The sequence below is a fragment of the Pseudomonas sp. GD04015 genome (genome assembly GCF_029837675.1).
Classification (GTDB): Bacteria; Pseudomonadota; Gammaproteobacteria; order Pseudomonadales; family Pseudomonadaceae; genus Aquipseudomonas; species Aquipseudomonas paralcaligenes.
In genome coordinates, this window is record NZ_JAOEEE010000019.1 from 1 (window position 1) to 14,033 (window position 14,033).

10 protein-coding genes are annotated in these 14,033 nt (G+C 66.5%); 2 read left to right on the forward strand and 8 right to left on the reverse strand.

What is annotated here, in order from left to right:
* Positions 1-70 precede the first annotated feature (70 nt).
* The 8 genes from N7640_RS16195 to glnA form a co-directional block, all read right to left on the reverse strand.
* Positions 71-1,255, reverse strand: coding sequence for an NAD(P)/FAD-dependent oxidoreductase (locus tag N7640_RS16195; RefSeq protein WP_279904591.1), 1,185 nt, complete (start codon positions 1,253-1,255; stop codon positions 71-73).
* Between the two features lie 199 nt (positions 1,256-1,454).
* The gene (yccS, locus tag N7640_RS16200) at positions 1,455-3,644 is read right to left on the reverse strand and encodes a YccS family putative transporter (RefSeq protein ID WP_279904589.1); all 2,190 of its coding nucleotides are present in this window, start codon (positions 3,642-3,644) and stop codon (positions 1,455-1,457) included.
* Between the two features lie 284 nt (positions 3,645-3,928).
* On the reverse strand, positions 3,929-5,362 hold the full coding sequence (ntrC, locus tag N7640_RS16205; RefSeq protein ID WP_220813761.1) for a nitrogen regulation protein NR(I): 1,434 nt from the start codon (positions 5,360-5,362) through the stop codon (positions 3,929-3,931).
* Complete coding sequence (gene glnL, locus N7640_RS16210; protein WP_220813762.1) at positions 5,359-6,444, reverse strand: nitrogen regulation protein NR(II); 1,086 nt, start codon at positions 6,442-6,444, stop codon at positions 5,359-5,361. The genes ntrC and glnL overlap by 4 nt, the downstream gene beginning before the upstream one ends.
* 192 nt (positions 6,445-6,636) lie before the next feature.
* On the reverse strand, positions 6,637-7,278 hold the full coding sequence (locus tag N7640_RS16215) for a DUF4124 domain-containing protein (protein WP_279904588.1): 642 nt from the start codon (positions 7,276-7,278) through the stop codon (positions 6,637-6,639).
* Complete coding sequence (locus tag N7640_RS16220) at positions 7,268-7,801, reverse strand: DUF4124 domain-containing protein (RefSeq protein WP_220813764.1); 534 nt, start codon at positions 7,799-7,801, stop codon at positions 7,268-7,270. Before N7640_RS16220 ends, N7640_RS16215 begins: the two co-directional genes overlap by 11 nt.
* A 294-nt stretch (positions 7,802-8,095) precedes the next feature.
* Positions 8,096-8,503 (reverse strand): hypothetical protein, encoded by a 408-nt coding sequence (locus tag N7640_RS16225; RefSeq protein WP_220813765.1) that lies wholly within the window; start codon positions 8,501-8,503, stop codon positions 8,096-8,098.
* A 273-nt stretch (positions 8,504-8,776) separates the two neighbouring features.
* Positions 8,777-10,180: a glutamate--ammonia ligase gene (glnA, locus tag N7640_RS16230; RefSeq protein WP_220813766.1), complete on the reverse strand. Its 1,404-nt coding sequence runs from the start codon at positions 10,178-10,180 to the stop codon at positions 8,777-8,779.
* A 332-nt stretch (positions 10,181-10,512) separates the two neighbouring features.
* Here glnA and thiI point away from each other — a divergent pair, with 332 nt between their 5' ends.
* Together thiI and typA are read left to right on the forward strand one after the other, a co-directional pair.
* Positions 10,513-11,970 carry a tRNA uracil 4-sulfurtransferase ThiI gene (gene thiI, locus N7640_RS16235; RefSeq protein WP_279904587.1) on the forward strand — a complete coding sequence of 486 codons (1,458 nt, stop codon included), beginning with the start codon at positions 10,513-10,515 and terminating at the stop codon, positions 11,968-11,970.
* A gap of 123 nt (positions 11,971-12,093) precedes the next feature.
* Positions 12,094-13,911, forward strand: coding sequence for a translational GTPase TypA (gene typA, locus N7640_RS16240; protein ID WP_220813768.1), 1,818 nt, complete (start codon positions 12,094-12,096; stop codon positions 13,909-13,911).
* Positions 13,912-14,033 lie beyond the last annotated feature (122 nt).

Sequence of the window (14,033 nt, forward strand, 5' to 3'; positions counted from 1 at the left end):
ACCGACGAATCCCAGGTGCGCACGGCGCACCCTACGGCCGTAGGGCGGGTGAAACCCGCGTCATGGCCGATCAGACGTACTGCGCGGCCGCATGGGCCGAGGCCCAGGCCCACTGGAAGTTGAAGCCGCCCAGGTGGCCGGTCACGTCCAGCACCTCGCCGATGAAGTACAGGCCCGGCGACTTCTGCGATTCCATGGTCTTCGACGACACCTCGCGGGTGTCGATGCCGCCCAGGGTCACCTCGGCGGTGCGGTAGCCCTCGGTGCCGGCAGGCACCAAGGTCCAGGCGGACAGCTTGTGCGCCACCGCTTCCAGTTCCGCCGGGGTGTACTGCCTGAGCGGCTTGCTGACGAACCACTGCTCGGCCAGCAGGCCAGCCATCTTCTTGGTGAACAGCTCGGCGAGCAGGGTCTTCAGTTCGCTGTTGGGGCGCTCCTGCTGCTGCGTCGCCAGCCACTCGGGCAGGTCGATGTGTGGCAGCAGGTCGATCTCGATGGCGTCGCCCGGCTGCCAGTAGGAGGAAATCTGCAGGATCGCCGGTCCGCTCAGGCCGCGGTGGGTGAACAGGATGTTCTCCTTGAAGCTCTGCCCGTTGCAACTCACCACGCAGTCCTCCACCGAGGTGCCGGACAGCTCGCCGCATAGCGTCTTGAGCTGTGGCTCGGTGATGGTGAAGGGCACCAGGCCGGCACGGGTGGGCAGCAGGTTGTGGCCGAACTGCCTGGCCACCTGGTAGCCGAAGCCGGTGGCGCCGAGGGTGGGAATGGACAGGCCGCCGGTGGCGATCACCAGCGACTGGCAGGCGAACTCGCCGGCGCTGGTGCGCAGGGCGTAGCCGGCATCAAGCCTGGTGATGGTCTCGACCGAGGTCTCCAGGCGCAGGTCGACGCCATGCTCGTCGCACTCGGCCAGCAGCAGGTTGAGGATGTCGCTGGCCTTGCGGTCGCAGAACAGCTGGCCGAGCTTCTTCTCGTGGTAGGGCACGTCGTGGCGCACCACCAGTTCGACGAAGTCCCACTGGGTGTAGCGGGCCAGCGCCGACTTGCAGAAGTGCGGGTTCTGCGACAGGAAGTTGGCCGGCTCGCAGTACATGTTGGTGAAGTTGCAGCGCCCGCCGCCGGACATGAGGATCTTCTTGCCCGGCTTGTTGGCGTGGTCCAGCAGCAGGACCTGGCGTCCGCGCGCGGCGGCCTGGGCCGCGCACATCAGGCCGGCGGCGCCGGCGCCGATGATGATGACCGGGAAGAAGGACACGGTGGAGCCTCGGTGAGTCGTGGAGCCGCGCATTCTAGCGGAAAGTGCGCGGCGCTCCCCTCTCCCTCTGGGAGAGGGGCTGGGGGTGAGGGATTTCCCAGGCTACTCGGAGTTGCCCATAGCCCCCTCACCCCAACCCTCTCCCAAGGGGAGAGGGAGTCAGCCGGGTAGGGCGGGTGAAACCCGCGATTCGGTGCGGTCAGGCCACCTTGGCTTCGGCCTGCTGCGTCCGGCCTTTCTGCAGGTGCGCGGCGAGGGTGCGCAGCGGCGCCAGCTGGCGGCAGATCAGGCCGAGCTGCACCTGCACCAGGCGGTGCCCCTCGTCCATTTCCTCGGGCAGCTGCTCCAGTTCCTCGGCCAGGGTCTGGTCGGTCTCGTCGTAGACGGCGATCGGCTGGCCCGTCTGCAGGCCGGCGGCGATGGTGTCCAGGCTCTGGCTGATGTGGGCCACGGCGCGGTCGTGCAGGGCGTCGCTGGCGTCGTCGGCCAGCGACGCGCGGTGCGCGCCGAGGGCCGACAGGTAGCTGAGCAGGGTGTGCGACAGGACCAGGAAGCGGAAGCCGGTCTCGGCGTCCTTCCGGAAGTGGCCGGGCTCCAGCAGCATGTTGGCCAGGGTGGTGGACAGCGCCGCGTCGGCGTTGTGCGCGTTGCGCCGGGCCAGGCGGTAGCTGAGGTCGTCGCGGGCGCCGGACTCGTACTGCTGCATGATCTGCAGCAGGTAGCGGCTGTTGCTGCTCAGGGTGCTGGCCAGCACCTGGTTGAGCTTGCGTCCCTGCCAGTCCGGCAGGATCAGGAACACCGCCAGGCCGGCGATCACCGTGCCCAGCACGGTATCCACCAGGCGCGGCCAGAGCAGGGTGTAGGCGTCGCTGATCTGGTTGAAGCAGAGCACCACCACCAGGGTCATGGCGATGGTCGCCAGGGTGTAGCGGTCGACCCGGTGGGTGAAGAACAGCACCCCGGCCGCCACCGCGAACAGTGACTGCAGCATGGGGTCGGGGAACAGGCGGATCAGCGCCCAGCCCAGCACCAGGCCGACCAGCGTGCCGCTGACCCGCTGCACCAGGCGCAGGCGGGTGGCGCCGTAGCTGGGCCGGCAGACGAACAGGGTGGTCAGCAGGATCCAGTAGCCCTGCTGCGGGTGGATCCAGTGCAGCAGGCCGTAGCCGGCGAGCAGGGCGATGGACAGGCGCAGGGCGTGGCGGAACACCAGGCTGGTCGGGGTGACGTGCTGGCGCAGACGCTCGAAGGCGTCGCGCAAGGTCTGCGGCGAGCGGTCGAGCAGGCTGCTGTCCTGCTCGTCGGCCAGGGCGTCCGGGTTGCTGGCGCTGGACAGCTTGCGCTCGAGGGTGGCGAGGTTGCTGGCCAGCGCGCCGAGGGAGCGCAGCAGGCGGCGCCAGGCCGGGTTGTGCTGCTCGCGCAGGTAGGTCATGGAGGCGTCGAGGTCGGCCATGGCCTGGCTGTTGTCGTTGTAGTCGAACGGCTGGCGCAGGCGGATGGCCCGGCCCAGGGCCTGGCAGGCCTTGCCCTGCTGGCTCAGCAGGCGGCCGCAGCGGAACATCACGTCGCTGTGGAAGAACGCCTCGGCCAGGGCGTTGTAGGGGTAGTGCGAGGAGCTGGCGCGCTCGTGGATGTCCTGGGCGATGAAGTACAGCTTGAGGTAGCGGTTGGTCTTCTGCCCGCTGCGCTTGCGGCTCATGCGGTTGAGGATGATTTCCTTGGCCAGGTTCAGCGCGGTCACCACCCGGCCGTTCTGCCGCGCCAGCTCCAGGCGGCGGGCCTCCACGTCCAGCTGCTTGACCGGCTCGAACAGCGAGGCCTTCAGGCGCAGGTAGGCGCCCAGTTCGTCGAACACCCGCGACAGCGACTGCTGCACCGGCTGCTGGCTGAACAGCGCGCTCCAGATGATGCCCAGCACGCCGTACCAGGCGGCGCCGGTGATCAGCAGCAGCGGCTCCTGCCAGAAGCTGCCTTCCGCGCCGCTCCGGTGTTCCAGGCCGATGGCGGTGTAGATCGCCAGGATCAGGGTGGCCTGGGCCACCGCCGCGTAGCGCTCGCCGATGCCGCCGAGCAGGGTCATGGCGAAGGCGGCCAGGGCCAGGCCGCCACCGAACAGCCAGGGGTAGGGAAATAGCAGCTGCACCGAGATCGCGGTGACGCCGAAGCAGGCCAGGGTCACCAGCAGCGCCTGGGTGCGGCCGCGCCAGTGGTCGTCGCTCTCGGCCAGGGCGCTGGCGATGCAGCCGAGGAACAGCGGGATGACGAGGGAGACGCGCTCCAGGTACCAGCACAGCGCCATGGCCCCGGCCAGGGCGATGAACACCCGCACGCCGTAGGTAAATTTCTCGCGCGCCCAGAGATGGCGCAGGGTGTGGCTCAGCGATGACATGGGCGAACGGCTACCCGCCGGAAAGTGGGTTGGTCTGCCGGAGAAGACGGCGCATGGCGCCACCGAGGCACCATTTTGTTGACCTTTCGTTCAGAGGATAGCCGGTAGGGCGGGAGAAACCCGCGTCGCGGTCACGCAGGGTGCGTCGCCTTTGCGGCGGTGCGCGCGGCGCACCCTACTCCCTCTCCTTTTGGGAGAGGGCCGGGGTGAGGTTTTTCCAGGCCGCTCCGAGCTGCCTATGGCGCCCTCACCCCCAGCCCCTCTCCCAAGGGGAGAGGGGGGCTTCAGTCCTCGCCGTCGTCATCGTCGCCGCCGTCGACCTTCATGCCCAGTTCCTTGATCTTGCGGGTCAGGGTGTTGCGGCCCCAGCCCAGCAACACGGCGGCGTCGCGGCGGCGGCCGGCGGTGTGCTTGAGGGCGGTCTCGATCATGATCCGCTCGAAGGCCGGCACGGCGCTGTCCAGCAGGCTGGACTGGCCGCGGCCCAGGGCCTGGTCGGCCCACTGGCGCAGGGCCTGTTCCCAGTTGGCGGCCGGCGCGCTTTCCTGGGGCTGGGTCAGCAGCTCCGGCGGCAGGTCGTCGATGTGCACCTCGCGCCCCGAGGCCATCACGGTGATCCAGCGGCAGGTGTTCTCCAGCTGGCGCACGTTGCCGGCCCAGGGCAGGTGCTTGAGGTAGTCCTCGGTCTCGCCCTTGAGCAGCTTGGGCTCGACGGCCAGCTCCTGGGCGGCGCGGGCGAGGAAGTGGCGGGCCAGGGTCGGGATGTCCTCGCGGCGGTCGGCCAGGCGCGGGATGTGGATGCGGATCACGTTCAGCCGATGGAACAGGTCCTCGCGGAACTTGCCGGCCTGCACCAGGGACTCCAGGTTCTGGTGGGTGGCGGCGATGATGCGCACGTCCACCTTGACCGGGGTGTGGCCGCCGACCCGGTAGAACTCGCCGTCGGCCAGCACGCGCAGCAGGCGGGTCTGGGTGTCGGCGGGCATGTCGCCGATCTCGTCGAGGAACAGGGTGCCGCCGTCGGCCTGCTCGAAGCGACCGCGGCGCTGGTTGGCCGCACCGGTGAAGGCGCCTTTCTCGTGGCCGAACAGCTCGGACTCCATCAGGTCCTTGGGAATCGCCGCCATGTTCAGGGCGATGAATGGCGACGCCGCGCGCGGGCTGTGGCGGTGCAGCGCGTGGGCGACCAGCTCCTTGCCGGTGCCGGACTCGCCGTTGATCAGCACGGTGATGTTGGAATGGCTGAGGCGGCCGATGGCGCGGAACACCTCCTGCATCGCCGGCGCCTCGCCGATGATCTCCGGGGTGCGGCCCAGCGAGGCCGGAGCCTCCAGGCCCTGTTGCTCCTGGGCGTGCTGGTTGGCGCGCTTGACCAGGGACACCGCCTCGTCCACGTCGAACGGCTTGGGCAGGTACTCGAAGGCGCCGCCCTGGTAGGAGGCCACCGCGCTGTCCAGGTCGGAATGGGCGGTCATGATGATCACCGGCAGGCGCGGGTGCATGTCGCGGATGCGCGCCAGCAGGTCGAGGCCGCTGGCGCCCGGCATGCGGATGTCGGAGATGATCACGTCCGGCTGCTGGCGGGACAGGCGGGTGAGCACGCCATCGGCGCTGTCGAAGCTCTGGGTGGTCATGCCCTCCTGTTGCAGGGCCTTTTCCAGGACCCAGCGGATGGAGCGGTCGTCGTCGACGATCCAGACGGTTTCACTGCGGCTCATGACTGTGCGGCTCCTTGGTCCAGGGGCAGGAAGATCGCGAACGCGGTATGGCCCGGGTGGCTCTCGCATTCGATCAGGCCCTGATGCTGGCTGATGATGTTCTGGGTGATGGCCAGGCCCAGCCCGGTGCCGTCGGGGCGGCCGCTGACCATGGGGTAGAAGATGGTTTCCTGCAGTTCGGGCGGGATGCCCGGGCCGTTGTCGATGATCTCCACCTTCACCACCAGGCGGTGGCGGGTGTGACCGATGGTGAACTGGCGCAGGGTGCGGGTACGCAGGCTGATGCGACCCAGGCGCAGGTCGCTCTGGCTGGACAGCGCCTGCAGCGCGTTGCGCACGATGTTGAGCACGGCCTGGATCATCTGCTCGCGGTCGATCAGCACGTCCGGGATGCTCGGGTCATAGTCGCGCACCAGGGTGATGCTGCCCTGGGCCTCGGCCTCGATCAGGCTGGCGACCCGCTCCAGCACCTCGTGGATGTTGGTGACGGCCAGCGACGGCAGCTTGTTCGAGCCGAGCATGCGGTCGACCAGGTTACGCAGCCGGTCGGCCTCTTCGATGATCACGTTGGTGTAATCCTTGAGGCTCTCCTCCGGCAGCTCGCGCGACAGCAGCTGGGCCGCGCCGCGGATACCGCCGAGCGGATTCTTGATCTCGTGGGCCAGGCCGCGCACCAGCAGCTTGGTGGTCTCCTGCTTGGACAGCTGGGCCTCTTCCTTGGTGATGCGCAGCAGGCGGTCGCGCGGGTGCACTTCCAGCAGCAGCAGGGTCTGGCCGCGGTTGAGGATGGGCGTCACCGCGTAGTCGACGGTGATGGTCTGGCCGGCCAGCGAAGTGAGCATGGCCTCGCGCTTGGTGAAGGGGTGTGCGTGGTCGACCGCCTGGCGCAGCGAGCTGAGCGCTTCCGGCGACTCGGTGAACAGTTCGCTGATGAACTGCCCGTGGCTGCGCTGGCCACTGACCGCCAGCAGCATCTCGGCGGCCGGATTCATGTACTCCAGGCGCAGCTCGGCATTGAGCAGGATGGTCGCGGTGGTCAGGTTGTCCAGCAGTAGGCGGTGCAGGGCGTCGTTGATGGTCATAGGCGGCTTCCGCAGTTGAACCCTGAAAATGCAAAAAGCAAACCAAGGCTCCGAAAAGGCGCGTGGAGCCCCCGCTCAGGGCCATGGAGGGTGCGTTTCGGCGCAGTCGCCCGGATCAGGAATGAACCAAAACGGGGAGAGTGTAGAAATGAGTGCGCGCATACGCACCTTTTTGGTGCGTTCGCGTGCCGCTCAGATGAAGGGGACGAAGGGGATGTCCTTCGGCGGATCGGCGGGCTTGTCCTTCAGCGGGCACTCGGGGCGCACGCCCCAGTCGTCCTTCTTGCAGGGGTTGGTCCGGCGCTTGTCCGCCAGGGTGATGCGCTTCATGTGGAACGGCTGCGCCGGGGTGCGCTCGACGATGCGCCCCTTGGCGTCGAGGATTTCCACGGACAGCTGATGGGTGCCCCGGTCGATGTTCTCCAGGGGGAACACCGGGCTGCGCCCAGGCTCGCCCATAGGCTTGCCGTCCAGCAGCAGGCGGTAGCTATGGCCGTCGTGCAGCCCGGGCTCGCTGCTGGCGGTGACAATCAGGCTGCCGGCGCCATCGCGCACGGTCGCGTCGGGCTCGGGAAACAGGATGCGCAGCACGTCGTAGGCCGGTTCGGTGCGCGGCGCGGCATAGACCTGCGGGCGTTGCACCGGCGTCTGCGGGGCCGTCATGCCGTTGCTGGGCGCCAGCTCGATGCGCTCGGCCTTCTCGGAGGGCGGCTGGTCGGTGAAGACCCGGTTGCCGTCGGCGTCGATGTAGGTGTAGACCCCGGCGCTGGCGGGCAGGGCCAGGCCGAGCAGCAGGCAGATGAACAGCTGGCGCGTGCGCGGACTATTTCGCACGGGCAGGGCTGTTCACGCTGATGCGCTGCACGGTGAAGGTGACGCTGCCGCTCTGCTGGATCGGCTGGTTGCCGGCCAGGACCTCCACGGCCAGGGTGTGTTCGCCCCGGTCCGCGTTGGTCACCTGCAGGCGCGGCACGTTGGTTGGTTGCCCATAGGGCTGGCCGTCCATCAGCAGGCGCAGGCTGTGGCCGGGTTGCAGCCTGGGCTCTATCGCCACGCCGACGATGAAGCTGCCGTTGTTGGCCCGCAGGGCTTCCTCGGTGGGCACGCCGGTCACTTCGAGGCGGCTGTAGGCCTGCTGGTTCTGCTGGGATTCCTCGGGCTTCATCGGCGGCTCGCTGGCCACCGGCTTCTGCGATTCCACGGTGTTGGTCGGCGGCAGGTCGACGGATTCCGCGCTCTGGCCTTCCGGCGGCTGGTTGGTGAAGACGGTGTTGCCGTTGGAGTCGGTGTACTTGTAGATCTGCGCCGCGGCGGGCAGGGCCAGGGTGCAGAGCAGGCAGGCGGTGAGCAGGCGCATGTGCGATATCCCTGTGGAAGAGGCTCCAGGAGCTTTCTACGATCTCTCGATTGTCGGCCATGCCGCCGTGCAACGCAGTGTCGCTCGGGCCCGGGCCGCTCGTTCATGTGCTTCGCGAATCCGTCCCAGATCGATAGCGGTTCTGGCTCGAAAGCTCGCGAACAGGCCCTAAGCGTTGCATTGCCGCCTCGTGCTGGCAAGCGCAGCGGTGCTTAACGGGAGCTGCGTCGCACGGCGTGGTAACTATCTGCGCCTGGCGCGCCCGTACGGTCCGGTCGTGCGTGGCCCGTGCGGCTAGTCGGACAAGGCCGCTCGACAGAGGCGCCGCATGTCGCGGTCGTCGATGCCCTCGCACTCCGAAGACGAATGGTTGACCAGCGCACGACACTGGCGGCGCATGTCGCGGTTGTCGATGTCTTCGCATTCGTAGGCGTTGCCGCTGCTGACGGCGTTGCAGTGACGCCGGGCGTCGCGGTCGTGGATATCGTCGCAGGTGGTCCGCGGTGTTTCCTCCAGCAGTGCGCGGCAATAGCGTCGGGTATCGCGGTCGTCGATATCGCGGCAATCCCGGCTGTTGCCGCTCTTCACGGCCTCGCAGATGCGCCGCAGGTCGCGGTCGTGGACGTCGTTGCAATTGGTGTTGCCGGCCTGGGCGGGCAGCACCGGGAGGGCGGCGAGCAGGAGCCAGAGGAGATGGCGCATGGGCTGTCCTTGATGGCTGGTGTTGCCGGTGAGTCTAGCCGATCGGCGCGATAGCGGGCGTTCTCGCGCGGCGCCTCTTCCCGTGACGGGTTGGTGGCGCACTCCTGCTTTCGTGGGGGCGCCTGGGCGGCATTCTGATTGGCCGCGACATTCGCGGATAAATCCGCTCCCACAAGGGGTGCAACAACCGACGATCAACGATGACACAGCCATAAAAAAGGCCTCCCGAAGGAGGCCTCTTTCAAGCGGACCGCGGATGCGGCCGGTGCTGGATCAGACGCTGTAGTACAGGTCGTATTCCAGCGGGTGCACGAAGGTGCGCACCTTGATTTCTTCTTCCGATTTCAGCTCGATGTAGGCATCGATGAAGTCGTCGGAGAATACGCCGCCCTTGGTCAGGAACGCACGGCCCTTGTCCAGCTCTTCCAGGGCCTCTTTCAGGCTGCCGCAGACCTGCGGGATCTCTTTCGCCTCTTCCGGCGGCAGGTCATACAGGTTCTTGTCGGCGGCATCGCCCGGGTGGATCTTGTTCTGGATGCCGTCCAGGCCGGCCATCAGCAGGGCGGCGAAGGCCAGGTAGGGGTTGGCGGCCGGGTCCGGGAAGCGCGCCTCGATGCGGCGGGCTTTCGGGCTGTTGACGTACGGGATGCGGATCGAGGCGGAGCGGTTGCGGGCCGAGTAGGCCAGCATGACCGGGGCTTCGAAGCCCGGGACCAGACGCTTGTAGGAGTTGGTCGACGGGTTGGTGAAGCCGTTCAGCGCCTTGCCGTGCTTGATGATGCCGCCGATGAAGTACAGGGCGGTATCGGACAGGCCGGCATAGCCTTCGCCAGCGAAGGTGTTCTTGCCATCCTTGGAGATGGACATGTGCACGTGCATGCCCGAGCCGTTGTCGCCGTACAGCGGCTTCGGCATGAAGGTCACGGTCTTGCCGTAGGCATCGGCGACGTTATGCACGCAGTACTTCAGGGTCTGCACTTCGTCGGCCTTGGCGACCAGGGTGTTGAACTTCACACCGATCTCGTTCTGGCCGGCGGTGGCCACTTCGTGGTGGTGGACTTCCACGACCAGGCCCATTTCTTCCAGGGCGTTGCACATGGCGGTGCGGATTTCGTGGTCGTGGTCGACCGGCGGAACCGGGAAGTAGCCGCCTTTCACGCCCGGACGGTGGCCCTTGTTGCCGGACTCGATGTCGGCGTCGGTGTTCCAGGAAGCCTGCTCGGAGAAGATCTTGAACATGGAGCCGGAGATGTCGGACTTGAACTTCACTTCGTCGAAGATGAAGAACTCCGGCTCCGGGCCGACGAACACGGTGTCGCCGATGCCGGTGGACTTCAGGTATTCCTCGGCGCGGCGGGCGATGGCGCGCGGGTCGCGATCGTAGCCCTGCATGGTGCTCGGCTCGATGATGTCGCAGACCAGGATCAGGGTCGGCTCTTCGGTGAACGGGTCCAGCACGGCGGTGCTGTCGTCCGGCAGCAGGATCATGTCGGAGGCTTCGATGCCTTTCCAGCCGGCGATGGAGGAGCCGTCGAACATCTTGCCGAATTCGAAGAAATCGTCGTCGGCGTCGCGTGCCGGCATGGTCACGTGCTGTTGCTTGCCTTTGGTGTCGGTGAAGCGCAGATCAATCCACTTCACGTCGTGTTCTTTAATCAGTTGAAGCGACTTCGACATGGTGTCCTCCAGGTGGATGGGGGTCGGCTGTGCCGGCCTCCCGGAATCGGGGCAAAGCCGGGCGGGATGGTCCGCCAGGCCAGGCTGCCTCACAAGGGAGCAAATTGCATGCCAGTGCCCCGGAATGGGCTGGAGGCCTGAAAGTCAGGGGGTACGCGGCCTGTGGCGATTTTTTGAGCGGTTTTATGCACCGAATGGGTGCCCTGAAAATGCTTTGTGCCTCTTTTTGGTGCTATTTGGCGGCGGATATTGTTTTTGGTCAAAGCTTGAGCAATTTCCGCTATAATCCGCGCCCCTGTTTTTAGGCCCGCCTTCCTGCGCTCGTTTTCCCCATGAAACTCATCGTCAAACCCTTCGCGGAAATCACCATCAAGAGCCGGCCGGTGCGCAAGCAGTTCATCCGCCAGCTGGCGAAGAACATCCGCACGGTGCTGCGCGATCTGGACCCGGCGCTGGACGTGCGAGGGGAGTGGGACAACCTGGACCTGGTCAGCCAGGTGAGCGAGCGCAAGACCCAGCAGGAGATGTTCGAGCGCCTGCGCAGCATGCCGGGCATCGCCCACTTCCTCGAAGTGCACGAATATCCCTACGTGGATTTCGACGACACCTTCGAGAAGTGCCGGGCCCATTTTGGTGCCCAGCTGGCCGGCAAGGTCTTCGCCGTGCGCTGCAAGCGCGCCGGCAACACCCATGACTTCACCTCGATGGAACTCGCCACTCATGTCGGCAGCCGCCTGCGCCGCGAGTGCGGAGCCGCCGGCATCGACCTGAAGAACCCCGAGGTCGAGGCGCGCTTCGAGGTGCGCTACGACCGTCTGCTGATCGTCCACGCCCAGCATGAGGGCCTGGGCGGCTACCCGCTGGGCTCCATCGAGCAGACCCTGGTGCTGATGAGCGGCGGCTTCGACTCCACCGTCGCTGCTTATCAGATGATGCGTCGCGGCCTGCTCACCCACTTCTGCTTCTTCAACCTCGGTGGCCGTGCCCACGAGCTGGGCGTGATGGAAGTGGCCCACCACCTGTGGCAGAAGTTCGGCAGCTCGCACCGCGTGCTGTTCATCAGCGTGCCGTTCGAGGAAGTGGTCGGCGAGATTCTCGGCAAGGTCGACAACAGCCAGATGGGCGTGGTGCTCAAGCGCATGATGCTGCGCGCCGCCAGCCGCATCGCCGCCGAGCTGAACATCGACGCGCTGGTGACCGGCGAGGCGATCAGCCAGGTCTCCAGCCAGACCCTGCCGAACCTCTCGGTGATCGACGCGGTCACCGACACCCTGGTGCTGCGTCCGCTGATCGCCGCGCACAAGCAGGACATCATCGACACCGCCACCGCCATCGGCACCGCCGAGTACGCCAAGAACATGCCCGAGTACTGCGGCGTGATCTCGGTCAACCCGACCACCCGCGCCAAGCCCGGCCGCATCGAGCATGAAGAAACCCATTTCGACATGGCCATCCTCGAGCGCGCCCTGGAGCGCGCGAAGCGCGTGACCGTGGACAAGGTGATCGACGAACTGGGCCAGGACCTGCAGGTCGAGGAAGTGGCCGAGGCCCTGGCCGGGCAGATCGTCATCGACATCCGCCACCCGGACGCCGCCGAGGACGAGCCGCTCGTGCTTGCCGGCGTCGAAGTGCAGGCCCTGCCGTTCTACGCGCTGAACAACCGCTTCAAGGAACTGGATGAGAGCCGCCAGTACCTGCTGTATTGCGACAAGGGCGTGATGAGCCGCCTGCACGCCCACCACCTGCTCAGCGAGGGACATGCCAATGTGCGCGTCTACCGCCCGCGCTAGAGCGGCGCGTCGTCTCGCCGAGGTGCGCCGCCGGCGTCCTCCCGACCAGCGCCCTTAATTCCCCGTTCATGCGGGCCGCGTAGAGTGCGCGGCCGACACCGAATCCCTAATCGAGACGACATCGTGATCGAAAAACTGCGCAACATCGCCATCATCGCCCACGTCGACCATGGCAAGACCACCCTGGTGGACAAACTCCTGAAACTGTCCGGCACCCTCGACCGCAAAGAGGCGGAATCCGAGCGCGTGATGGACTCCAACGACCAGGAAAAAGAGCGCGGCATCACCATCCTGGCGAAGAACACCGCCATCAAGTGGAACGGCTACAACATCAACATCGTTGACACCCCCGGCCACGCCGACTTCGGTGGCGAGGTGGAGCGCGTGATGTCGATGGTCGACTCCGTGCTGCTGGTGGTCGACGCCCAGGACGGCCCCATGCCGCAGACCCGCTTCGTGACCCAGAAGGCGTTCAAGGCCGGCCTGCGTCCGATCGTCGTGGTCAACAAGATCGACCGTCCGGGCGCTCGCCCCGACTGGGTCATCGACCAGATCTTCGACCTGTTCGACAACCTCGGCGCCAGCGACGAGCAGCTTGACTTCCCGATCGTCTACGCCAGTGCCCTGAACGGCATCGCCGGCATGGACCACGAGAAGATGGACGACAACATGGACGCCCTGTTCCAGGCCATCATCGACCACGTCCCGGCACCCCAGGTCGACGTCGACGGCCCGTTCCAGATGCAGATTTCCCAGCTGGACTACAACAGCTTCCTCGGCGTGATCGGCATCGGCCGCATCGCCCGTGGCCGGATCAAGGCCAACACCCCCGTGGTCGCGATCAGCGACGACGGCAGCAAGCGCAACGGCCGCATCCTCAAGATCATGGGCCACTCCGGCCTGCAGCGCGTGGAAGTGGCCGACGCCGAAGCCGGCGACATCGTCTGCGTCTCGGGCATGGACGAGCTGTTCATCTCCGACACCCTGTGCGACCCGGCCAACGTCGAGGCGCGCCCGCCGCTGACCGTCGACCAGCCGACCGTGAGCATGACCTTCCAGGTCAACGACTCGCCGTTCGCCGGCAAGGAAGGCAAGTTCGTCACCAGCCGCAACATCAAGGACCGCCTGGACAAGGAGCTGCTGCACAACGTGGCCCTGCGCGTCGAGGCCGGCGAGTCCGCCGAGAAGTTCAAGGTCTCCGGCCGTGGCGAGCTGCACCTCTCGGTACTGATCGAGACCATGCGCCGCGAAGGCTTCGAGATGGCCGTGGGCCGTCCGGAAGTGGTGATCATCGAGAAGGACGGCGAGAAGCAGGAGCCGTACGAGAACGTCACCATCGACATCGAAGAGCAGCACCAGGGCTCGGTGATGGAGCAGATGGGCCTGCGCAAGGGCGATCTGACCAACATGATCCCCGACGGCAAGGGCCGCGTGCGCCTGGAATACACCATCCCGGCGCGCGGCCTGATCGGCTTCCGCAACAACTTCCTGACCCTGACCTCGGGTACCGGCATCCTGACCTCGACCTTCAGCCACTACGGTCCGATCAAGGCCGGCGAAGTCAGCAACCGCCAGAACGGCGTACTGGTCTCCATGGCCACCGGCACCGCGCTGACCTACTCGCTGGAAACCCTGCAGAGCCGCGGCAAACTGTTCCTCGGCCCGGGCGACGAGATCTACGAAGGCCAGCTGGCCGGCATCAACAGCCGTGACAACGACCTGGTGATCAACCCCACCAAGGGCAAGAAGCTCGACAACATGCGCGCTTCCGGCAAGGACGAAGTCATCGCCCTGGTTCCGCCGATCCGCTTCACCCTGGAACAGGCGCTGGAATTCATCGCCGACGACGAGCTGGTGGAAGTGACGCCGAAGTCGATCCGCCTGCGCAAGAAAATGCTCAACGAGAACGACCGCAAGCGCTACGAGCGCAGCAAGGTCTGATTTCGACGAGATGCAGGAAGGCCGGGCAAATGCCCGGCCTTCTTGTTTCCGGGGCGGGCCATCCGGGCGAGCCCTCCACACAAACTCCACACGCTCTCCACATTCCCCGCACGGCGCCGCCA

What these genes read in the sequence shown, in the direction of transcription:
- yccS (WP_279904589.1), bottom strand. Translation starts at nt 3,644, where the DNA reads ATGTCATCGCTGAGCCACACCCTGCGCCATCTCTGGGCGCGCGAGAAA.
- ntrC (WP_220813761.1), bottom strand. Translation starts at nt 5,362, where the DNA reads ATGAGCCGCAGTGAAACCGTCTGGATCGTCGACGACGACCGCTCCATC.
- glnL (WP_220813762.1), bottom strand. Translation starts at nt 6,444, where the DNA reads ATGACCATCAACGACGCCCTGCACCGCCTACTGCTGGACAACCTGACC.
- N7640_RS16220 (WP_220813764.1), bottom strand. Translation starts at nt 7,801, where the DNA reads ATGCGCCTGCTCACCGCCTGCCTGCTCTGCACCCTGGCCCTGCCCGCC.
- N7640_RS16225 (WP_220813765.1), bottom strand. Translation starts at nt 8,503, where the DNA reads ATGCGCCATCTCCTCTGGCTCCTGCTCGCCGCCCTCCCGGTGCTGCCC.
- glnA (WP_220813766.1), bottom strand. Translation starts at nt 10,180, where the DNA reads ATGTCGAAGTCGCTTCAACTGATTAAAGAACACGACGTGAAGTGGATT.
- thiI (WP_279904587.1), top strand. Translation starts at nt 10,513, where the DNA reads ATGAAACTCATCGTCAAACCCTTCGCGGAAATCACCATCAAGAGCCGG.